Source organism: Rhodococcus jostii NBRC 16295 (assembly GCF_001894825.1).
GTDB classification, from domain to species: Bacteria; Actinomycetota; Actinomycetes; order Mycobacteriales; family Mycobacteriaceae; genus Rhodococcus_F; species Rhodococcus_F jostii.
The window spans coordinates 44,641-64,113 of the sequence record NZ_BCWY01000047.1 but is presented as its reverse complement, the minus strand read 5'-3'; the positions used below and the strand labels follow the sequence as shown (position 1 = coordinate 64,113).

Annotated in this window: 21 protein-coding genes and 1 pseudogene; 11 read left to right on the top strand and 11 right to left on the bottom strand. The window is 68.3% G+C overall.

The window, feature by feature from the left end; translation table 11 throughout:
• Nucleotides 1–21: 21 nt before the first annotated feature.
• The 6 genes and pseudogenes from RJ1_RS27030 (at nt 22) to RJ1_RS27010 (ending at nt 4,412) form a co-directional block, all read left to right on the top strand.
• Nucleotides 22–984, top strand: a complete 963-nt coding sequence (locus RJ1_RS27030; protein ID WP_073365598.1) for a PDR/VanB family oxidoreductase — start codon at nt 22–24, stop codon at nt 982–984.
• Between the two features lie 3 nt (nt 985–987).
• Nucleotides 988–1,203 (top strand): annotated as a pseudogene (locus RJ1_RS48935) (MFS transporter); the annotation flags it as partial.
• 112 nt (nt 1,204–1,315) lie between these two features.
• Nucleotides 1,316–1,597, top strand: coding sequence for a hypothetical protein (locus RJ1_RS48930; RefSeq protein ID WP_338049565.1), 282 nt, complete (start codon nt 1,316–1,318; stop codon nt 1,595–1,597).
• Complete coding sequence (locus RJ1_RS48925; protein ID WP_073365596.1) at nt 1,543–1,926, top strand: MFS transporter; 384 nt, start codon at nt 1,543–1,545, stop codon at nt 1,924–1,926. Before RJ1_RS48930 ends, RJ1_RS48925 begins: the two co-directional genes overlap by 55 nt.
• Nucleotides 1,927–2,008: 82 nt before the next feature.
• Nucleotides 2,009–3,526, top strand: coding sequence for a class I adenylate-forming enzyme family protein (locus tag RJ1_RS27015; protein WP_073365617.1), 1,518 nt, complete (start codon nt 2,009–2,011; stop codon nt 3,524–3,526).
• A gap of 43 nt (nt 3,527–3,569) precedes the next feature.
• Nucleotides 3,570–4,412, top strand: a complete 843-nt coding sequence (locus tag RJ1_RS27010) for an enoyl-CoA hydratase-related protein (protein WP_073365595.1) — start codon at nt 3,570–3,572, stop codon at nt 4,410–4,412.
• Nucleotides 4,413–4,439: 27 nt separating this feature from the next.
• On the opposite strand, the gene purU is transcribed toward RJ1_RS27010, so the two are convergent.
• Together purU and RJ1_RS27000 are read right to left on the bottom strand one after the other, a co-directional pair.
• Nucleotides 4,440–5,324, bottom strand: a complete 885-nt coding sequence (gene purU, locus RJ1_RS27005) for a formyltetrahydrofolate deformylase (protein ID WP_073365594.1) — start codon at nt 5,322–5,324, stop codon at nt 4,440–4,442.
• A gap of 13 nt (nt 5,325–5,337) precedes the next feature.
• Nucleotides 5,338–6,171, bottom strand: a complete 834-nt coding sequence (locus RJ1_RS27000) for a class I SAM-dependent methyltransferase (protein WP_073365593.1) — start codon at nt 6,169–6,171, stop codon at nt 5,338–5,340.
• A gap of 57 nt (nt 6,172–6,228) precedes the next feature.
• On the opposite strand from RJ1_RS27000, the gene deoC reads away from it, so the two are divergent.
• The gene (gene deoC / locus RJ1_RS26995; RefSeq protein WP_073365592.1) at nt 6,229–6,894 is read left to right on the top strand and encodes a deoxyribose-phosphate aldolase; all 666 of its coding nucleotides are present in this window, start codon (nt 6,229–6,231) and stop codon (nt 6,892–6,894) included.
• Between the two features lie 12 nt (nt 6,895–6,906).
• Here the strand turns inward: deoC and RJ1_RS26990 are convergent, their stop codons facing one another.
• On the bottom strand, nt 6,907–7,674 hold the full coding sequence (locus RJ1_RS26990) for an LmeA family phospholipid-binding protein (RefSeq protein ID WP_073365591.1): 768 nt from the start codon (nt 7,672–7,674) through the stop codon (nt 6,907–6,909).
• Between the two features lie 113 nt (nt 7,675–7,787).
• On the opposite strand from RJ1_RS26990, the gene RJ1_RS26985 reads away from it, so the two are divergent.
• Entirely contained in the window at nt 7,788–8,405 is a 618-nt protein-coding gene (locus tag RJ1_RS26985; protein WP_073365590.1) for a type IV toxin-antitoxin system AbiEi family antitoxin domain-containing protein, read from the top strand.
• Between the two features lie 18 nt (nt 8,406–8,423).
• Here the strand turns inward: RJ1_RS26985 and RJ1_RS26980 are convergent, their stop codons facing one another.
• From RJ1_RS26980 to RJ1_RS26965, 4 genes are all read right to left on the bottom strand, one after another.
• Nucleotides 8,424–9,971 carry a TROVE domain-containing protein gene (locus tag RJ1_RS26980; protein ID WP_073365589.1) on the bottom strand — a complete coding sequence of 516 codons (1,548 nt, stop codon included), beginning with the start codon at nt 9,969–9,971 and terminating at the stop codon, nt 8,424–8,426.
• A 341-nt stretch (nt 9,972–10,312) separates the two neighbouring features.
• Nucleotides 10,313–11,110, bottom strand: a complete 798-nt coding sequence (locus tag RJ1_RS26975; protein ID WP_073365588.1) for a class I SAM-dependent methyltransferase — start codon at nt 11,108–11,110, stop codon at nt 10,313–10,315.
• Nucleotides 11,111–11,131: 21 nt separating this feature from the next.
• Nucleotides 11,132–11,632: a DUF2505 domain-containing protein gene (locus RJ1_RS26970; protein ID WP_073365587.1), complete on the bottom strand. Its 501-nt coding sequence runs from the start codon at nt 11,630–11,632 to the stop codon at nt 11,132–11,134.
• Between the two features lie 51 nt (nt 11,633–11,683).
• Entirely contained in the window at nt 11,684–12,181 is a 498-nt protein-coding gene (locus tag RJ1_RS26965) for a DUF2505 domain-containing protein (protein WP_174695023.1), read from the bottom strand.
• 25 nt (nt 12,182–12,206) lie between these two features.
• Here RJ1_RS26965 and RJ1_RS26960 point away from each other — a divergent pair, with 25 nt between their 5' ends.
• Together RJ1_RS26960 and RJ1_RS26955 are read left to right on the top strand one after the other, a co-directional pair.
• Nucleotides 12,207–13,298, top strand: a complete 1,092-nt coding sequence (locus RJ1_RS26960; RefSeq protein WP_073365615.1) for a UDP-N-acetylmuramate dehydrogenase — start codon at nt 12,207–12,209, stop codon at nt 13,296–13,298.
• Nucleotides 13,299–13,330: 32 nt separating this feature from the next.
• Nucleotides 13,331–14,503 (top strand): L,D-transpeptidase, encoded by a 1,173-nt coding sequence (locus RJ1_RS26955; RefSeq protein ID WP_073365586.1) that lies wholly within the window; start codon nt 13,331–13,333, stop codon nt 14,501–14,503.
• A gap of 354 nt (nt 14,504–14,857) precedes the next feature.
• Here the strand turns inward: RJ1_RS26955 and RJ1_RS26945 are convergent, their stop codons facing one another.
• From RJ1_RS26945 to RJ1_RS26935, 3 genes are all read right to left on the bottom strand, one after another.
• Complete coding sequence (locus tag RJ1_RS26945) at nt 14,858–15,604, bottom strand: SDR family NAD(P)-dependent oxidoreductase (RefSeq protein WP_073365584.1); 747 nt, start codon at nt 15,602–15,604, stop codon at nt 14,858–14,860.
• Nucleotides 15,605–15,613: 9 nt separating this feature from the next.
• A complete protein-coding gene (locus RJ1_RS26940; protein ID WP_073365583.1) occupies nt 15,614–16,561 on the bottom strand; it encodes a TauD/TfdA dioxygenase family protein in 948 nt (315 codons plus the stop codon).
• Nucleotides 16,562–16,739: 178 nt separating this feature from the next.
• Entirely contained in the window at nt 16,740–17,033 is a 294-nt protein-coding gene (locus RJ1_RS26935) for a chorismate mutase (RefSeq protein ID WP_073365582.1), read from the bottom strand.
• A gap of 366 nt (nt 17,034–17,399) precedes the next feature.
• Here RJ1_RS26935 and RJ1_RS26930 point away from each other — a divergent pair, with 366 nt between their 5' ends.
• Complete coding sequence (locus RJ1_RS26930) at nt 17,400–18,674, top strand: ROK family transcriptional regulator (protein WP_073365614.1); 1,275 nt, start codon at nt 17,400–17,402, stop codon at nt 18,672–18,674.
• Between the two features lie 95 nt (nt 18,675–18,769).
• Here RJ1_RS26930 and RJ1_RS26925 read toward each other — a convergent pair whose 3' ends face one another.
• Complete coding sequence (locus tag RJ1_RS26925; RefSeq protein WP_073365581.1) at nt 18,770–19,354, bottom strand: DUF742 domain-containing protein; 585 nt, start codon at nt 19,352–19,354, stop codon at nt 18,770–18,772.
• Nucleotides 19,355–19,473: the final 119 nt, after the last annotated feature.

The following is a 19,473-nucleotide window of genomic DNA, read 5'->3' as shown; positions in this document are numbered from 1 at the left end:
CGAGCGGAACGAGACGTGTGAATGACCACCATTGCGAACCACGAGCGGCGGCAGATGCAGGTTGCCGGCAAGGAGGTGCTTGCGGACGGCGTCGTGCGACTCACGCTGGTCGACCACGACGGTGCGACGGCCCCGGCCTGGACGCCGGGATCGCACGTCGATCTGATCCTCGACGACACGATCACCCGTCAGTACTCCCTCTGCGGGGACCCCGGTGACACGACGTCGCTGACCGTGGCGGTCCTGCGCGAGGCCGACGGCCGGGGCGGCTCGATCTTCGTCCACGACAAGCTCGACACCGGCGACGTCGTCGCGGTGGGCGGCCCCCGGAACCACTTCGCGCTCGTCGATGCCGACTCGTACCTGTTCGTGGCCGGCGGGATCGGCATCACACCACTTCTCCCCATGGTGCGGGAAGTGGAGGCGAAGGGAACGTCGTGGCAGATGCTCTACGGCGGCCGGACCCGAGCGAGCATGGCATTCGCCGACGAACTCGCGGAAACACACCCCGAACGGGTGCGCATTCGTCCGCAGGACCAGCACGGCCACCTCGATCTCGGCGCGGCCCTCGACGAGGTCGAGCCCGGAACCGTCGTCTACTGCTGTGGGCCGGAACCGTTGTTGCAGGCGATCGAATCGGCGTGCCGCGAACGCCCCCACGTCACGCTCCACGTCGAACGCTTCGCGCCGAAGGAGGTTCCGGCAGGCGCCGACGACGGTGCCTTCGAGGTCCAACTCGACCGAACGGGAAAGGCGGTGCAGGTCGCCGCGGACGAGACGATCCTCGACGCCGTCCTCCGGGAGGGCGTCGACGCCGACTTCTCGTGCCGCGAGGGCACCTGCGGAACCTGTGAGGTCGCGGTGCTCGGCGGCACTCCCGATCATCGCGACTCCGTCCTCAGTGAGGACGAGCAGGCGGAGAACGACGCAATGATGATCTGCGTGTCCCGGAGTTGCACACCCAAGCTGATCCTGGATCTGTAGTAGATGGTGGCGACGGGCGAGGAGTCGATCACAGTCGCGCGACCCCACCCGGTTCGACACTCCGCGACACGTGATCGGCTGCTGGTCGCGGCACTGTGCTTCGTCGTCATGACCACGGCGGTGATACAGACGGCAGTGGTGCCATTGCTCCCCGCCATGGCTTCCCAGCTCGGTGTCGATTCGGCCGCCGTGGGCTGGGTGATCACGGCGAACCTGCTCGCCGCGGCCGTGTGCACGCCGGTACTGGACAGACTCGCCGATCAGCGCGGTCCGCGCCCCGGTTCTGCTGGGCACCCTCGTCGTGGTGCTCCTCGGTTCGGTGCTGTGCACCATGACCGAATATCTCCCGGTCCTCGTCTTCGGGCGAGTCCTCCAGGGGGTGTCGTTCGCCTTGTTCCCGATCGGCGTCGCCGTGCTGCGAGGTCGTCTCGGCCCTCGCCGGCTCGTGAATGCGATCGGGCTGATGTCGGGGATTCTCGCCGTCGGCGGGGGACTGGGCATGGTCGCCGCCGGCGTGATGCATTCGGAGCCTGCGGGATCGGGGTCGCCGGATTCGCGATGCTGGCGCTGGCCCACGCCCGGCTGTGGCAGGTGGTGGTGGCGCTCGTCGTGATCAACGTCTTCGTGAGCGCGTCCTACGCGGCGCTGCCGGCGTTGCTCGTCGACGCAGTGCCGTCCGAATTCACCGGATTCACCAACGGCATCAACGCGATTGCGCGAACCTTCGGAAGTTCGCTTGCCAGTGCGCTGGTGGCGACGCTGCTCGCGTCCGTGACCGTCGCCGGTACGGGCCTGGCGTCCGAGCAGGCGTTCGTGATCGGGTTCTGGGTGGGCGGGGCGGCGGCCGGCGCGGCCGGACTGGCCATCGTGGGTGCCGAACGCTCGAGGAGAAATCGTGCCGATCGGGGTGTCCGATTCGGTACTGCATCAGTTAACCTATAGATAATAGGTTTTGGCGGTGGCGCGCAGGCGTCCGCCGCAACATCGATGTCGCCTGACGGCGACGGCGGAAGGTTGAGTGGAGATGGCTGCGACAATCGGGTCGGCATTGCACTGGTGGGCGGCGACGAAGGGCGACCGGCGGGCGATCGTCGTGGACGACGACGCGCTCACGTACCGGGAACTGCAGGATTGGTCGAGCCGAATCGCCCGCCGGATCGCCGAGGCCGGGATCGAGGCGGGCGATCGCATCGGTGTACTCGGCCCGAACTCGCTCGCATGGCCGGCGATCGCCCTCGGCGTCCTCAAGGCGGGCGCAGTCCTCGTACCGTTGAACCCGCGGCTCAAGCCGGCGGAACTGCGCAAGGTGATCGACGACGCCGGAGCCCGCCTGGTGATTGCGCCTGCCGTGTACGGCGACTCGGTCGAGCAGACGCGCGTCCTGGGCGACGTATTCGACTCGCTGCCCTTCGACGAATTCTCGGTGCTGCGCAGTGGCGGCGTCGACGATTTCCGGATCGACGTCGGACCCGACGAGCCGGCGGCGCTGCTGTTCACCAGCGGGTCGACAGGGCTCTCCAAGGGTGTCATCTGCACCAACCGCACCCTCTTGAACATCGTCTTCGAGGCGTCGCTGACGGAGGAAGGGCTGCGGCCCGGGTCGACGACGCTGCTGGTTCTGCCTCTGGTCTTCACACCCGGCCTCGTGTGGGGTCTCCTCATGACCACCGTGCTGGGCGGCACCATCATCATCGAACGCGAGCTGAAACCCGGACGTGCCGCGGCACTGCTGAGCGAGCACCGGGTCCAGGCCCTCTTCGGCGTCCCCTTGATCTTCGACGCCATCTCCCGCGCCCCGGAGTTCGAGGACGCCGACCTCGGTTCGCTGCGCACCGCGATCGTCGGCGGCGCCGCCGTCGCCCCCGCCCTGCTGCAGCGGTGGGCGGACAAGGGGGTGGCGCTCCGCCAGATCTACGGAATGACGGAGGCCGGGGGAGTCGCGACCGCCACTCTGGTGAGTGAGGCGTTCGACCACCCCGAGACCTGCGGAAACGGCTCCATCTTCACCGAGATGAAAGTTGTCCGCCCGGACGGGACCGAGGCCGACCCCGGTGAGGAAGGCGAAATCCTCCTGAGCGGACCGGGCGTCACACCGGGCTACTGGAACGACGAGGAGTCCACCGCCGCCGCGCTGCAGGACGGGTGGCTGCACAGCGGCGATCTGGGAACGCGGGACAGCGAAGGGCGTCTGCAGTTCGTCGACCGGCTCAAGGACCTCATCATCACGGGAGGAATCAACATCTCACCCGTGGAACTCGAGCGAGTGATCGGTGAGATCGAGGGAGTGGAGGAAGTCGCGGTGATCGCCGCGAAGGACTCGCGGTTCGGTGAGACTCCGGCGGCGATCGTGACGGTCACCGGTGACGTCGACGAGGCCACCATCATCGAGCACTGCGACCGACTGGTCGCCGACTACAAGGTGCCCCGATACGTCGTGATCCGGAACGAACCCCTGCCGCGCCTCCCCAGCGGAAAGCTGTCGAAGACCGCGATCCGTTCCGAGTACCGGGACGTGTCCGAGAGGTTCTCGAAGGTGCGCTGATGCTCCACCCACACCGTGATCAGACGAACAGGAAGAGGAAGAAATGACGAGTGTCGGTGTCGAGAGCGTCGTCGTGCTGGAACGCCACGAGGAGATCGCCGTCGTGCGACTGAATCGTCCGGACCGGCTCAACGCGTTCACTCTCGAAATGCGGGATCGGATCATCGAAGTCTTCGACGAGTGCGACGCGGACGATTCGGTCCGAGCGATCGTCCTGACCGGAACCGGTCGCGCCTTCTGCGCGGGCGCGGACCTCGCGGCGGGCGGCGACACGTTCGTCACCGACGACGACCCGGACACCGGTGAGGCGCCCCCGGATTCGGGCGGCCAGACGTCGCTGCGGATCTACCGTTCGACGAAACCGGTGATCGCGGCGATCAACGGTCCGGCGGCCGGGGTCGGCGTGACGATGACGCTGCCCGCCGACGTCCGGATCGCCTCGGACACTGCGAAGTTCGGCTTCGTGTTCACCCGTCGGGGGCTCGTGCCGGAGGCATGTTCCACCTGGTTCCTGCCCCGGATCGTCGGCATCTCGACCGCCGTCGAGTGGGCCGTCGGCGGCAAGATGGTGTCAGCGGCAGAGGCGCTCGAACGCGGCCTCGTCCGTGAGGTCGTCGCCACCGACCGCGTGCTGCCGAGAGCGATCGAGGTGGCGCGCGAACTGGCGGCGGGCACCTCGCCCGTCTCCGTCGCACTGACCCGGCAGCTGATGTGGAGAATGCTCGGGGCCGACAGCCCCGAGGTGGCTCACCGGGCCGAGTCGATCGCCATCCACGTACGCGGCGCCTCGGCCGACGTCCGCGAAGGGGTCGCGGCGTTCCTGGACAAGCGGCAACCCGACTTCCCCCAGTCGGTGTCCGACGGCCTGCCCGACGTGTACCGCTGACATCACCGTCAGCGACGGTGCCGGCGACTAGCTGAAGACCACCGTCTTACGGCCGTGCACGAGGACGCGGTCCTCGAGATGCCAGCGCAGGCCGCGGGAGAGCACGAGCTTCTCGATGTCGCGACCCTGCCGGACCATGTCCGCGACCTCGTCGGCGTGATCGACGCGGATCACGTCCTGCTCGATGATGGGGCCCGCGTCGAGCTCGGCCGTCACGTAGTGGCAGGTGGCGCCGATCAGCTTCACGCCGCGGGCGAACGCCTGGTGATACGGGCGGGCACCGACGAACGACGGCAGGAAGCTGTGGTGGATGTTGATCGCCCGGCCCGCCCAGTGCTCGCACAGGTCCGAGGGCAGCACCTGCATGAACCGCGCCAGCACCACGGCGTCGGGATCGTGGGCGTCGACCAGTTCACGCACCTGCTCGAATGCGGGCCCGCGGTCGGCGGGGTCCTTCGCGAACGGCACGTGATGGAAGTCGATGCCGTGCTGTCGCGTGACGTTTTCGAGGTCGCGGTGGTTGCCGATCACCGCGCAGATGTCGGCGGGCAACTCGCCGCCGGCCGCGCGGCCCAGCAGGTCGTGGAGACAGTGCGCCTCCTTGCTCACCAGCAGCACCACCCGCTTGCGCTCACCGGTGTCGGACACCGTCCACTCGGTTTCGGGACCCAGCTCGGCGGCGACCGTCGCGAAGCGCTCCCGGAGTTCCTCGATGGACATGTCGACCGAAGACGCGCGGACGGCCTGGCGGGTGAAGAACCAGCCGGTGTCGGCGTCGGCGTGGTACGCCGCCTCGACGATCCAGCCGCCCACGTCGGCGAGGAACGTCGAGATCCGGGCGACGATGCCGGTGCGGTCGGGGCAGCCGAGGGAAAGAACGTACCGGTGGTCCTCGGTCGAAGCAGCGCTCATGGGCACCAGTCTTTCAGGTCGCGCTCCGGCCGTTCACCACGGCGGTGCCGACGAGGGTGCCTGCGTCGACGTCGTGAATCGCGCGCTCGGTGAGCAGCTGCAGGAGATCGAGTCGGATCTGCTCGACCGTCCGGTCGTCGAACGGGGCGAGTGCGCGGCGGAAGTTCCCACCCAGGACGAGGTCCCAGGCGAACTCGGGGGTGGCGGGAATGATGTTGGACAGTTCCCGGACCTCGGTCGAGTGCGCGCCCAGCTCGCCCAGCCACTGGTGGAGCGCATCCGGGGTGTCGATGCGTTCGAGCGGATCGAACGGCGACCCGGCCGGTTCGGGCGCGGGTTCCCGATGCCGGGCCACGGCGTCGTGGAACGCGTCCGCGAAGTCGCGCAACGCCCCCCGCCGCCACACCGTCATCCCGACCTTCCCACCAGGCCGGACGAGGCCCGCGAGCCGGGTGAAATCGGCATCCATGTGGGGCAGGAAGAACACGCCGTACGAGCAGGCGAGCGCGTCGTAACCGGCGTCCGGGACGGTGCTCGGCGGCTCCCAGGTGGTGGCGTCCGCGCAGACGAACTCGATGTTCTGCAGTCCGCGTTCCGACGCCTTGACCCGGCCCTGCTCCAGGAGTTCGTCGGACAGGTCGACCCCGTGGACGAGACCCGACGGCCCCACCGCGGTGGCGGCGGGCAACGCCGAAGACCCTGCGCCGCAGCACACGTCGAGGACGGCGTCGCCGGGGCGCAGGCCGAGCTGAAAGGCGAGCGACTGCCCGGCCGGCGCCCACACGGCCGTCGTCAGCCGGTCGAACTCGCGCCGCGCCTCGTCGAAGATCGATCCCGGATCACTCATACGGCGATGCTAGGCCGTGCCGCAAGCCCCGGACGGCATTGTGCGAAGCTCACAGGTATGTCCGACGTTGCACTGACCCGCTCCCAGGTGGCCGACCTCGTCGACCACACGCTCCTCAAGCCCGAGGCCACCACCGACGACGTGAAGGCGCTGATCGTCGAGGCGCGTGCACTCGGTGTGCTCGCCGTCTGCGTGTCGCCGTCGATGCTTCCGGTCAAGGCGCCCGGCCTCGTGACCGCGGCGGTGGTCGGGTTCCCCTCGGGGAAGCACCACTCGCTGGTCAAGGGCGCCGAGGCCCGGCTCGCCGTCGATCAGGGCGCGCAGGAGATCGACATGGTGATCGACATCGGCGCCGCCGTGGCCGGCGACTTCAATGCGGTGCTGGCCGACGTCCTCACCGTGCGGGAGGCCGTCGGCGACAGCACCGTCCTCAAGGTGATCCTCGAGACCGCGGCGCTCACCGACGAGGCGATCGTCGAATCGTGCCGGGCCGCCGAGCGTGCCGGTGCGAACTTCGTGAAGACGTCCACCGGGTTCCACCCGGCCGGGGGAGCGACCGTGGAAGCGGTGCGGCTGATGGCGCAGACCGTGGACGGGCGGATCGGGGTCAAGGCGAGCGGCGGGATCCGCACCGCGCAGGCCGCGCTCGACATGATCGCGGCCGGGGCGACGCGGCTGGGTCTGTCGGGAACCCGCGCCGTCCTGGACGGGTTGCCCGACTGACCCGCCGGTCGATCAGACCAGGAGGCCGCAGCTGCTCTGCTGTTCCTGCTGCTGTTGCTGGGTGCCGGCGGCAGGCATCGAGTACGCGCCGCCCTCGAGGGTGATCTCGATGGCGTCGTCGGTGACCTTCAACGACGTCGGCTGCATACCCAGCGGGTAGGTCTGCAGACTCGAGGTCAGGGTCTGGACGACCCCGTCCACGAGGTCGGTGGGCAGACCGAAACCGAGGATCTCCGCACCGACCGTCTGCACCTTCACGGTCCCGTTCACGACCTCCGGTTTGACGGTCAGGTCCGCGAGCCCGGCCGGGCCGACGGAGAACCTCAGTGTTCCCGCGCTCGAATCGGCGGTGACACCGCTGATGAGCGAGCCGAACGCCTGCTGCTGCAGTGTCGCGAGGATGCCCGCGGTGGACCAGGTGATGTCCGCGTCCGAGCTGCCGATGGTGCCGCTGCTGTCGGCGGTGTTCTCGATCCGGATGTCGTTGACCTGGGCGTGGACCTGCATCCCCTGCGCGGGGCCGAACTTCGTGTCGTCGGAGTCGATGGTGATGTACGGGACGTTCTTGTCGATCGACTGCAGCAGGACCGGCTTCCAGCTCAGTCCCACATCCACCTGCGAGCCGAGTTGGGTCTCGAACTGGTCTGCCATGCACGTCTTGACTCTGTTGCGCACGAAGAGTTCGCCGCCGACGAGGACCGCGACGAGCGCGGCGATGACGACGAGAGAGATGACGAGCACACGGTTACTTCGGGGTGCGGAGTTCGTTCGGGCTGCCATTGCACGGATTCTCCCCGACAACTCTGAACAATTTCTGTGAATGCGCCCGCGGCGGGTCGCCGAGATCCGCAGAAATTGTGATACGTGCCACAAACGCCCAGTAATCTAGGGGAATGTCCGGATGGTTGGCTCCACGTCCCGGTGACCCGGAGCGCGAAGGTGTCGGTGAAGAGCTGACACGCGTCGCGACGGCTCAGGCGGGTTTCTTCACCACTGCGCAGGTGCTGCGCCTCGGTTTCGCTGCCGACGACATCGGTGAGCACGTCGCCGACGGCTCGTGGGTCAAGATCGAGCGAGATCTGTTCCGCATGAAGGATTGTCCGCACTCCGATCTCGAGGAATTCGCGAAGTGGTGCACCTGGTTCGGTGCCGCCGCCGCGGTCTCGCATCAGAGTGCCGCCGAACTTCACGGTCTCGGGCACCTGTACCCGCGGTTCATCCACCTCTCCACGGTGTTGTCGCCGCCCTCGCCCACGCAGCAGCTGGCGTTGCACCGGCGTTCCCTCCGCCCGGAGGACTGCGAGCAGGTCGGCCCCCTCCGCATCACCACGCCGATGTGCACGGCGCTCGACCTCGCCGCCAGCGGCATCTCGCAGGAACTGCTCGACGAGGTGGTCGCCGACGGCGTCGCCATCGGGCGGCTGAACGCCCGCGCCCTGCACGGGGAATGCGGAGCCCTGCCGGCGCAGGTGGCGCAGCGCGTCGAACACGCACTGGCCACCTGCACCTGACCGATCACCGCCCCGGGATCAGAACGGCCACTCGCCGTTCCGGGTGTTCTCCAGAAGCGGGATCATCGAGAATCCCGCATCCGACAGCCCGCCGAACGTGTGGCGGTTCGCAGTGCCGGTGGGTCCGTGACCGTGCCGGTAGCCCGCCACGTTCCACGTGTACACGGGGACGTCGGCCGGGACGTGCCGGGTCGGTTCACCCCACGCCGCCTGCTCGTCGGTGACGATGACGACGCGATCGTGATCGCGGAAATGCTTCCGCACCGCCGACGCCGTGTCCGTGCCGCCGAGATCGCCGAAACTGTCGACGACCCGCAGGACCGGCTGGTGCTTGAACGGCACGAACCGGCTGCCCGTGCCGAACTCGACCAGGTTCGCCCGCTCGGCGCGCGCAGCCAGCACGGTGCCGAACACGGCGGCCGCGTCGGCCCTCGTCAGTTCCGACCGCGCCGAGACGCGGCTGTAGAACATCGATCCCGACCGGTCGACGAGGATCAGGGTGCGGCCGGGGAGCGACGGCACCGCGGACAGTGACGCCCCGAGCGCACGCTCGAGCGCATGTCCCCACCGCAGGCTCGGCGCATTCCGGTACGCCGCGAGGAATCGCATCGGCAACTGCCGCGACTTCGCGACCTCACCCGGATCCGCGATCCGCGCCGCCACCTGCTCCGCGACGTGGTCGGGGATCCCGGCCTCGTCGAAATTCCTCAGGTTGCGAAGAAGCGCCATGTATCCCATGGACGGGATCACCGCCTGCCACGCCGCCGCATCCATCGGTCCCTGCAGCCAGCCGGCGAGCGACTCCCACGTCATGCCGGCCGCCGACAGCCGCTCCGGGGTGCGGAGGACGGCACGCCGATCCTCCGGCGGGAGCGCCGCCAGCGACGCCCGTTCCGTGAGCATGCGCAGACCCGCGGGCACGGCATTCTCGCGTCCCTGCCGACGATCGATCGCGTGCCGGAACAGCTCGCCCTGCCACGGCGCCGACGGCGACGCATGGGTGAGCTCGAGAACGTCGCCGAAGCGGACGTCCCTCGCATCGGAATCCCACTTCAGCAGCGAGCGTTCCGAGTACAGCCGGACGGCGGCATCGGCGACACCGCGCTTCACCGGCTTCGGGATCGAACGGCCGTGGCGCGCAATCCAGTAGGCGAGGATCTCACCCGGCTCGTCGGCCCGCTCCAGCGCCGAGGCGATGACGGCACGGTTGCCACCGTGCAGCCCGGCGCCCAGCCGGACCCGGACGAACTCGGCGGCGGCCACCACCGACGCCGAACGCAGATGCGCGTCGCGGCGCAGCCACCCGATCAGGCGGGCGGTCCACTCGGCATCCGCCAGAGCGACCTCGTGGATCAGCTCGACGAACCTCCCGTCGCGGTCCGAGGCCGACTCGTAGAAGGTGTTCTCACCGACCATGTTGGTGACCGCGAGGAGGAACAACTCGCTCTTCGCGTCGCGGGCGTAGCCGCTGCCGCCTTCGAAGGTGCGTCCGGTCGGTTGCGTCTCCGACGTGACGGGGCTCTGTAGCATGTTGCGGCGCAGTGTCTTCAGGTTGAACTTGCTCATGGGGTCGTTCCTCCTTCCGGGAGGTGTCGGTGTACGCGTGGAGTGCGCGCCACCCGAGGTCGAGGCGACGACGGGGTGCGGAGTCGAACCGCGTGCTTGCGCACTTCGCCTGAGAAGTATCCGTCGTCTGCGCACCGGGTGGCGCGCACGCATGTCGTGCCGAGATCAGAGTCGGTGAAGGCACGGACGCGCTCTACCGCTGAGCTACAGGGACCTGCGTCCCTGACCGGATTCGAACCGGCGACCACGCGATCCACAGTCGAAGTAACCCTCGCCTGCGCACCGGCACAACATGTTTCGTGAAGTGACTCTACGGGCCGCTTCGGGGGATGTCGCGTGAATTAATTGGTGCCGGAACCGGGCGCGACCAGTGCCCACGGAACGGTCAGGATGTTGTCGCGGATCCGGCGGCGCTGGGATTGCACGGGAAGTCCCTGCGCGCGCAGCAGTTCGAGAGCGGCCCGCCACCGCACCCGCGGTCCGAACGAGCCGTGCGGGGCCGCCGTCGCCCAGGCGCGATCCGCTGCCGTGAGGAGGGCGTGGACCGGCTCGCCCGGGACGTTGCGGTGGATCAGCGCCTTGGGCAGGCGTTCGGCGATGTCCGAGGGCTTCTCCACGGCGAACGGATCCCACGCCAGCGTCAGTGACAGCGGGCGGGTGGCGTCGAGCAGCACCCACGCACAGCGCCGGCCCAGTTCGTCGCACGTGCCGTCGACGATCAGCCCGCCCGGCGCGAGCCCGGACTGCATGCGCGCCCAGGCCGGCCCGACCGCGTCCTCGGGATACTGCCGCAGCACGTTGAAGGCGCGGACCAGGACCGGTCGCAGTCCGGAGAGTTCGAACCCGCCGCGGGCGAAACTCACTCCGTTCCTGCTCTCGACCACCCGCTCGGGGTCGATCTCGAGCCCGACCACCCGGCGGTCACCGCGCACGGCGGCCAGCCGGTCGGCCAACTCGAACGTGGTGTGCGGGCGGGCGCCGTACCCGAGGTCGACGACGAGCGGGTCGGCGGAATCGCGCAGGGTCCGGCGCACCAGCGCGTCGTGAACGAGCCAGCGGTCGCTGCGTCGCAGCCGATTGATGCCTGTCGTGCCCCGGGTGATGACACCGTGAGGCCGCTTCAGCGTCGCTGAAGTCATGAGAAGTCTGCGCGGTGGTTGCTAGTGCTGCGACAACCACGTTTCGGTGATCTCCGCCTCGGCGCGGAAGAGGTCGATCAGGTTGACGAGCATCAGCTGCTCGAGCTTCCCGCCGACGAACGGCAGGTACACCTTGGCCTCGGACGACGTGCGGAACGTGCACCCGGTCTCGGTGGCGAACAGCTTCATGGTGCCCGTGAGGCTGCCCGGCCCCGCCGGGATCGACGCCTCGTACGTGCCCGTGGTCGGCTCACCGAAGGGCGTGTACGACTCCTTGCGCGTGATGACCATGTCCTTCTTCATCACGGTCTGCGCGATCTCGGGGAGTTCCGAGCGCGGCAGAATGTGGTGCAGGACGATGTCGATCCCGTCGTCGGTCACCTCGAAGTGTTCGATGTGGTTCTCGGAGTACTTCCGCATCTCCTCGATGCGAGCATCCCAGTAGTCACGGTTGGTGAACGCGTTGTACACCTCTTTGGGGGTGTGCTTGTAACGGGCTGAGTAGTCGATGCGGCGAGCCATGATCGCCAAGGTTACCGGCTGTGACGGAACACAAGGGACACCCGCCCCAGGTCAGGCCCCGAGCCACTGCTCCGTGAACCCCTGCTCCTTCGCGATCAGGCGCAGGACCTCGTCCGCGATCGCACCCTCGATCTTGCCGCCGATCAGCGGGATCCTGACGTCGGCCTTGCCTTCGACCTGCACGTTCGACCCGGAACCGGTAGCCGTCAGGGTCTGGGTCCCCGAGATCGTCGCCGGCGCACCCTGGACTTCGGCCGTGAAGGTGCCCTCGGCGCGGTCGCCGTCGAGGGTGCCCCACGTCTCCGTGCGCTTGATCACGAGGTCACCGGATCGGACCTTCGAGACGATGCTGGGCAGGTGCTCGGCGGGAATCGACTGAGACATGGCCACCGAGATGGTGCCCGGGCCGGTCGTGACCTCGTCCAGGGTCGCCCCCGGTCCTCCGACCCGGTCGAGACGGTCGCGCCAGTACTGCTCGGTGATCAGGCCCGCATGGACCTGGGCGACGGGAAACGCATAGGACGACGAATGCTCGATGCGGCGACTCACGATCCGCAGGCTACCGTTTGCGGTTGTGTGGGACGTGAGCATTGTCAGTCAACTCGTCGATTCGGGCGCCTTTGTGTCCGAGAACCTCGAACTGTCGGGGATGACCACGCTCCGGGTCGGCGGGCCGGCGCGGATCGTGGCCGAGTGTCCGACGACGCAGGTCCTCGTCGACGTGGTGCGCCTCCTCGACGCCGCGCAGATCCCGGCGCTGATCCTCGCCGGTGGCTCCAATCTGGTGGTCGGGGACGACGGATTCGACGGCGTGGTGGCGCGTGTGTGCAACACCACTGTCGGTCTGGAGGAGGGATTCGTCACTGCCGAGGCGGGGGCCGAGTGGGATCAGGTGGTCGCGCAGACTGTCGCGGCCGAACTGGGCGGGCTCGAGTGCCTGTCGGGGATTCCCGGGTCGACGGGGGCCACGCCGGTGCAGAACGTCGGCGCATACGGCGTCGAGGTCGGATCGATGCTGAGGCGGGTACAGCTGCTCGACCGACGCACCGGTGAGGCGCGCTGGGTCGAACCCGGCGCCCTCGGTCTCGGCTACCGCACGAGCGTTCTCAAGCACTCCGACGCCGCCCTGGTGCTGGCGGTCGAACTGACCGTCCATCCCGACGGGCTCTCCGAGCCGCTGCGCTACCGCGAACTCGTCTCGGCGCTCGGCGGTTCCGAGGGCGATCGGCTGCCGTCGGCGCAGGTCCGCGACGCCGTGCTGGACCTTCGCCGGGGCAAGGGCATGGTGCTGGACCCCGACGATCACGACACGTGGAGTGCGGGCTCCTTCTTCACCAACCCCGTCGTGTCCGACGGGGAGTTGGCGGGTGTCCTCGCCGCGATCGAGACCCGCCTCGGTGACGTCACCGTTCCGCAGTATCCGGCGGACGGCGGAACCAAGTTGTCTGCGGGGTGGCTGATCGAGCGTGCGGGCTTCTCCAAGGGGTATCCCGGCGAGAACGCCGTCGCCCGGCTGTCGACCAAGCACACCCTCGCCCTGACCAATCGTGGCGCCGCCAAGAGCGAAGACCTGCTGTCATTGGCCCGCGACGTCCGTGACGGCGTCCAATCGGCGTTCGGTGTCCGGCTTGAACCCGAACCCGTGACGGTGGGCTGCGCGCTCTGAGACGGGTCCGTAGCGCAGGTAACCTGTTAGCTGTGCATGAACTGGGTTCTCGGACAAGTCGGTCGCTGATCGCGGCCGCGCTGATCGCGTTTCTCCTACTGCTGACCGGATGCACGGTCTCCGAGACGGGAACAGCCACCGCGCCCCCCGAACCGGCAGTCGACGTCACCCTGAACCCGTCCTCGGGCGCCGAGGACGTCAACCCGGTGTCGCCGATATCCGCGGCCGCGACCCAGGGCACGTTCACCGACATCTCGCTCGTCAACGCCGAGGGCCGCGCCGTGCAGGGTGTGCTGTCACCCGACCGGACCACGTTCACCGTCGGGGAGGCGCTCGGCTACGGGGCCACCTACACGTGGAAGGGCACGGCACTCGGCACGGACGGAAAGTCCGTCGCCGTCGACGGCAGTTTCACCACTCTCGAGCCCGACGAGACGATCGGCGCCACCCTCAACATCGGCGACGGTCAGGAAGTCGGGATCGCCGCGCCGATCATCGTCCAGTTCCACGAGTCCGTCGAGGACAAGGCCGCGGTCGAGAAGGCCATGACCGTCACGACCAACCCGCCCACCCCCGGCTCCTGGGCGTGGCTGCCCGACGACAACGGGTCGCGCGCACACTGGCGTCCGCAGAACTACTGGGCACCCGGCACCACCGTCGGCCTCGACGCCAAGTTGTACGGCCTGGACTTCGGCGACGGAGCGTACGGCGCAGAGGACCTGTCGCTGAACTTCACCGTCGGACGCAGTCAGATCGTGATCGCGAACGCACCCAGCCACCGCATGCAGGTGGTGCGTGGCGGCGAGACCATCATGGACATCCCGGTCAGCTACGGCGAGGGCAACGAGGCGCGCAACGTCACGCGCAGCGGCATCCACATGGTGACCGAGAAGCACGAGGACTTCCTCATGTCCAACCCGCCGTTCTACGAGAACGTGCGCGAGCGGTGGGCCGTCCGCATCTCCAACAACGGCGAGTTCATCCACGCCAACCCCGAGACCATCGGCGTCCAGGGTTCGTCCAACGTCACCAACGGCTGCATCAACCTCTCGCTCGAGGACGCGCAGCAGTACTTCGGCACGGCGATGTACGGCGATCCCGTCGAGGTGACCGGAACGTCCATCGACCTCTCGGCCGCGGACGGCGACATCTACGACTGGGCCGTCGACTGGCCCGAGTGGCAGTCCCTTTCCGCCCTCGCCTAGAGACCACGCCCCATGTGAGTGGCATTGTGTGCCCGAGCACACAATGCCACTCACGTGCGGGAGGGCGGTTCCGTCCCACTCCGCGAACTTTCTCCGACTTCGAGGGAACCGAAACCGAAACGGCTGCGTCTACCTGAATGAGGACGCGTCAACGGCGCCGCGCCCTCGGGGAACGCAACTGTGGGGTGTCGTCCGCTGTCGAGGGGTCGACGGACGACCCCCGACAGTCCGATTCGGCAGGGGTTGTTGTGATGGGATGGATGTTGCTGGGATCGGTGATGTCGATCGTGGCAGGACTGTGGACCGTGGTCCTGCTACTCGAACACCAGGACAGGCGGACGGCGGCGAAGTCGCTTACGTCGTGCGGTGAAAACGTCCGGACGAGGCCTGATCTCGTGGCTTGACCACGATCTGGTCGATGTTCACGTGGGACGGCCGTGAAGCGACGAATCCGATGACGTCGGCGATATCCGCGGCCACGAGCGGGGTGATGCCCTCGTAGACCTTGTCGGCGCGTTCCTGGTCGCCCTCGAACCGCACCAGCGAGAACTCGGTTTCGACTGCGCCCGGGGCGATCTCGGTGACACGGACCGGCTTGCCGAGCAGCTCCCCGCGCAGCGTGCGGTGCAGGACGGCCTGCGCGTGCTTGGCCGTCGTGTAGCCGGAACCGTTGTCATAGGCCTCGAGCGCGGCCAGCGACGTGACGGTGACGACCAGGCCGTCGCCCGACTCGACCAGCTTCGGCAGCAACGCCTTCGTGACCCGAAGGGTGCCCAGGACGTTCGTCTCCCACATCCACCGCCAGTCGTCGAGATCGGCCTCGGCGACAGTGGCCAGTCCCTTGGCGCCGCCCGCGTTGTTGACGAGCACGTCGACCCTCGGCAGTACCGCGGCGAACGCGTCCACGGAGTCCTGATCCGTGACGTCGAGTTCGAGCGCGGTACCGCCGATGTCTTCGGCGATCTTCTCCAGACGATCCAGTCGCCGGGCCCCGATGACCACATGAAATCCCTGCGCGGCGAGGGTGCGGGCGGTGGCTTCTCCGATTCCGGAGCTCGCTCCGGTGACGACGGCGATGCGGGTGTCAGGTGAAAGGGTCATGCGGTCATGTTAGGGCTCGTCGATGACGGAGTATCCACTCGCGTCGCCGGCGACACTGCGGCTCCGCTCACCCCGAATGTCGACGGGGACGTCGCCCGCCAGGGTGATGCGGTTGAGGCGCCGGTACTGGTCGTCGTAGTCGGCGACCGCGTAGTGCTGCGTGGCCCGGTTGTCCCAGATGGCGACGTCGCCGTCCTGCCAGTTCCACCGGGTGGTGAATTCGAGAGAGATGGCGTGATCCTGCAGAACCCGGAACAGGGCCTGCGACTGGGTGCTGCTCAGGCCGACGAGGCTCTTGATGAAGTGGCCGAGCAGGAGTGTGCGTTCGCCGGTCTCGGGGTGCACCCGTACCACCGGGTGCTCGGTCTCGAAGTACGTGGACTGGAACTCGGCGCGGTACTCGCTCGCCTTCTCGTCCTGCGCGCGTTCGGCACTGGTGGCCGCGTAGTCGTAGACGTTGGTGTGCGTCGCCCACAGGTTGTCGGCGAGGACCTTCAGCGGCTCGGGCAGTGCGTTGTAGGCGGCGACACCCGACGCCCACGTGGTGGAACCGCCGTAGGTGGGGAGCTTCACGGCGCGCAGGATCGACGCCTTCGGGATGCGATCGACGAACGTGACGTCGGTGTGCCAGCTGTTGGCCTTGCCGTAGTCGGAGTCGATGGGCAGAACCTTGGTGCCGCGCGACGTGACAGTGGGGTGCGCGGTGGTGGGGGAGCCGAGAAGCTCCGCGAACTCGTACTGGGAGTCGTCGGTGAGATGCTCCTGGCCGCGGAAGAAGATCACCTTGTGCTCGAGCAGTGCCTGGCGGATGAGCGACACGGTGGCGGGGTCGAGGTGGCCGCCGAGCCGGACGCCGTCGATCCGGGCGCCGATGTGGGCGCCGAGCTTGACGACGCTCGCGGCAGGGGTGGACGCGTCGGCGTCTGTCACGTGCTCGGGCGCGAAATCGATGGACATGAGGGACCTTTCGGATACCGGAGGCGGTGTGGAGTCCTGTAACCGAACCATCGGGGCGCGCGTCGCCGGAAGGATTTGCGTCACCCTGATCGCAACCGGGCATCGAACAGCGCCCAGTGCCGCTGGGGCGCTGGGCGCTGCTCTCGCGCTCGGTGTGGACCGAGTTGTGGTGTGGGGGCTACCGTTTCCGGTACGTGGAGGAGAAGGGCGGACGCGCCAGCCGAAGCAGTTCCAGGGCGAGCAGGGAACCCCGTGGCCCCAGTTCGTCCTGATACCGCCGGATCACGTCCGTCTCACCGCCCAGGGCGACCATGGGAGCGCCTGTCTCGACACGAGTCCGCGCGGCGAGTTGTGCGAGAGCGAGCCGGCGATTGACGGCGTCGAGGATCTCCGCGTCGAGACGGGCGATCTCGGAGTGGATCCGGTTCAGGTCGGCAGGCGCGGTGGCGGGCTCCGCCGGGATATCGGTCATCGTTGCTCCTCGACCTGGTGAACGTGTACATCTATGGTCCGGCGACGGTGGGAATCCGGACAGTCACCCTGGGGGTGGAGAGTCCCACCCCCTGGTACCGGCGCGCCTTCCAATTGGTGAAACCGGGCGAAGCTGCTATTTTCGTGTCATGTCCTCAGGCCAGTCGACCGCTCCGCGGGTCACCTACGTGACCTCCGCGCTGGGTTCGCGGCTGCCCTTGGCGCGGGAACTGTGTTGTCGCTGTCTCAGCATCTGCAGCTAATTCGCGCCGTCTTCTCCTGATCGATCGTCCTCCTCGTCCCGTTCCGGGACGGATGCCGCGTTCGGACGAAGGTGCGCACCGCCTCCGCATGCAAGGACTGCCACGTGTCTACCCCCACGCTTTCCATCCCCAACCGCACCGGATCCGCATCCCGATTCCCGCGGCCGGCGTCCCGTCCCCGTCTCCACATCGTTCCCCCCGAGCTGCGCATCAGCGACGGTCCGGCCGCCGGTGTTCTGCGGGTTGCCCGCTCTCGCGGGCCGCTGTCGCGGGATGTCGCCGCGAAGGCGACCGGACTGAGCATCGCCACCGTCAACCGTCAGGTGTCGGCGCTGCTCGACCTCGGGCTGCTGCGTGAGCGCGGCGACCTCACGCCGTCCGGCGCGATCGGGCGTCCGCGTGTTCCGTTCGAGGTCAACCACGAGCCGTATCTGACAGTGGGCATCCACATCGGCGCGGTCGTGACCAGCATCATCGCGAGCGACCTGCGAGGGAAGGTCCTCGGCGCGGTCGAGGTGCCCACCCCGCAGGGGGCATCCGCCGACGCACTCACCGCCATCGCTCGCAGTGCGCGGGCCTTCGCCTCCCGCTGGCACCGGCGTCGTCCGCTGTGGGCGGGTGTCGCGCTCGGTGGGCGGGTCGATCCGCAGACCGGTGTCGTCGACCATCCCCGGCTGGGGTGGAAGTCCGCGCAGGTCGGTGCCGTCATCGCCACCGGGCTCGGGTTGCCCGTGTCCGTCGCGGCGCACGTCGAGGCGATGGCCGCGTCCGAACTCCTGCTCAGCCCGGACAGCGAAGACGGTGTCGCGCAGGGCGAAACGGGCCTATACTTCTACGCCCGCGAGACGGCGGGAATCGCGATCACGATCGACGGTCGCGTCCACACACCCTCGAGCGGCCCCGGTTCCATCGCGCACCTGCCGACCGGCTCGTCCGCGCAGTGCTCGTGCGGCTCACGCGGATGCCTCGAGGCGACGATCAGCGATCGCGCGGTCCTCTCCGCCGCACTCGACGCGGGCATCCTTCCGGAGTCGAACCAGCGGCCGACGATGAGTGCGCTGTACAAGGTGGCGTCGTCGGGTTCCGTTCCCGCACATGATCTTCTGGTGAACCGTGCCCAGGTGCTGGGGAAGACGGTGGCCATGCTGCGGGATCTGTTCAACCCCGACCGGGTGATCCTCGGTGGCCAGGCGTTCACCGAGTACCCGGCCGGTATCCCGCACGTCGCGGAAGCGTTCGCGCAGGCGTCGTCGCTGGAGCGCAGGGACATTCGCATCTCCGGATTCGGCAACCGGGTGCAGGAGTACGCGTCGACGGTGGTCTCGCTGAGCACCATCTACTCCGATCCGGTCGGAGCGATGCGCCGGACTTCGCTCTAGCGTCACAGCAATTCGTCAGCCGCACAGGCAATAGCGTGTGCGGCTGACGAATTCGTGTGCGTCGGTGCGTGTGCTCCCCCCTTCCGGGGGAGGGATCAGATCTTGCGCAGCCCATCGAGGACGCGCTGCATCAGTGCGCGGTCCGGTCCGGTGGATCCGGCCGTCTCGTTCACCCTCACCGCCCCGGCTGCGGCCAGATCACCGAGGAGTACCCGCGCGACCCCCAGTGGGATCGACGCGAGCGACGCGATCTCGGCCACCGACCGCGGTTCGGAGCAGAGCGCGAAGACGCGGCGCAGTTCGTCCGGCGCCGGCATCCCGTCCACCACGGCGCCCCCGTCCGCGCAGGCGACGATGAGCGCCTCGAGCGGCAGATCTACCCCGGACTCGGTTCGCCCGCCCGTGAGAATGAACGGCCGGACGATGGAGACGGTGTCCTCGGGAGTCACCCACTCGGCGGAGTCAGCAGTGCGCTCGCGGGTGTCGGGAGTCGGGTCGACGGGTTCGGAAGCGGCCTCAACCTGCGCCGAAACGTCCTCGGCGGGCACGGGCGGAACCCACTCGGCCGACTGCGGCGGGCTCCCGTCCTGCTCTTTTCTGGCGCTGCGACGCCGGCCGGCCGATCCGAAGCGCGCCCCTGTCGCGCCGATCAACGGCCAGTTCTCATCGCTCACAGTCATCGGTCGGGACCCTTCTCGCGCTACCCCACCCGCTCCATCGTCCCAAACCCGCGTTTCGGGCGAATGAACCGGTCCCTGTGATTCCGGCGACAGGCTGCGCGCGAGCGCTAGATTTGCAG

What these genes read in the sequence shown, in the direction of transcription:
- RJ1_RS27030 (WP_073365598.1), top strand. Translation starts at nt 22, where the DNA reads ATGACCACCATTGCGAACCACGAGCGGCGGCAGATGCAGGTTGCCGGC.
- RJ1_RS48930 (WP_338049565.1), top strand. Translation starts at nt 1,316, where the DNA reads ATGACCGAATATCTCCCGGTCCTCGTCTTCGGGCGAGTCCTCCAGGGG.
- RJ1_RS48925 (WP_073365596.1), top strand. Translation starts at nt 1,543, where the DNA reads ATGCTGGCGCTGGCCCACGCCCGGCTGTGGCAGGTGGTGGTGGCGCTC.
- RJ1_RS27015 (WP_073365617.1), top strand. Translation starts at nt 2,009, where the DNA reads ATGGCTGCGACAATCGGGTCGGCATTGCACTGGTGGGCGGCGACGAAG.
- RJ1_RS27010 (WP_073365595.1), top strand. Translation starts at nt 3,570, where the DNA reads ATGACGAGTGTCGGTGTCGAGAGCGTCGTCGTGCTGGAACGCCACGAG.
- purU (WP_073365594.1), bottom strand. Translation starts at nt 5,324, where the DNA reads ATGAGCGCTGCTTCGACCGAGGACCACCGGTACGTTCTTTCCCTCGGC.
- RJ1_RS27000 (WP_073365593.1), bottom strand. Translation starts at nt 6,171, where the DNA reads ATGAGTGATCCGGGATCGATCTTCGACGAGGCGCGGCGCGAGTTCGAC.
- deoC (WP_073365592.1), top strand. Translation starts at nt 6,229, where the DNA reads ATGTCCGACGTTGCACTGACCCGCTCCCAGGTGGCCGACCTCGTCGAC.
- RJ1_RS26990 (WP_073365591.1), bottom strand. Translation starts at nt 7,674, where the DNA reads ATGGCAGCCCGAACGAACTCCGCACCCCGAAGTAACCGTGTGCTCGTC.
- RJ1_RS26985 (WP_073365590.1), top strand. Translation starts at nt 7,788, where the DNA reads ATGTCCGGATGGTTGGCTCCACGTCCCGGTGACCCGGAGCGCGAAGGT.
- RJ1_RS26980 (WP_073365589.1), bottom strand. Translation starts at nt 9,971, where the DNA reads ATGAGCAAGTTCAACCTGAAGACACTGCGCCGCAACATGCTACAGAGC.
- RJ1_RS26975 (WP_073365588.1), bottom strand. Translation starts at nt 11,110, where the DNA reads ATGACTTCAGCGACGCTGAAGCGGCCTCACGGTGTCATCACCCGGGGC.
- RJ1_RS26970 (WP_073365587.1), bottom strand. Translation starts at nt 11,632, where the DNA reads ATGGCTCGCCGCATCGACTACTCAGCCCGTTACAAGCACACCCCCAAA.
- RJ1_RS26945 (WP_073365584.1), bottom strand. Translation starts at nt 15,604, where the DNA reads ATGACCCTTTCACCTGACACCCGCATCGCCGTCGTCACCGGAGCGAGC.
- RJ1_RS26940 (WP_073365583.1), bottom strand. Translation starts at nt 16,561, where the DNA reads ATGTCCATCGATTTCGCGCCCGAGCACGTGACAGACGCCGACGCGTCC.
- RJ1_RS26935 (WP_073365582.1), bottom strand. Translation starts at nt 17,033, where the DNA reads ATGACCGATATCCCGGCGGAGCCCGCCACCGCGCCTGCCGACCTGAAC.
- RJ1_RS26925 (WP_073365581.1), bottom strand. Translation starts at nt 19,354, where the DNA reads ATGACTGTGAGCGATGAGAACTGGCCGTTGATCGGCGCGACAGGGGCG.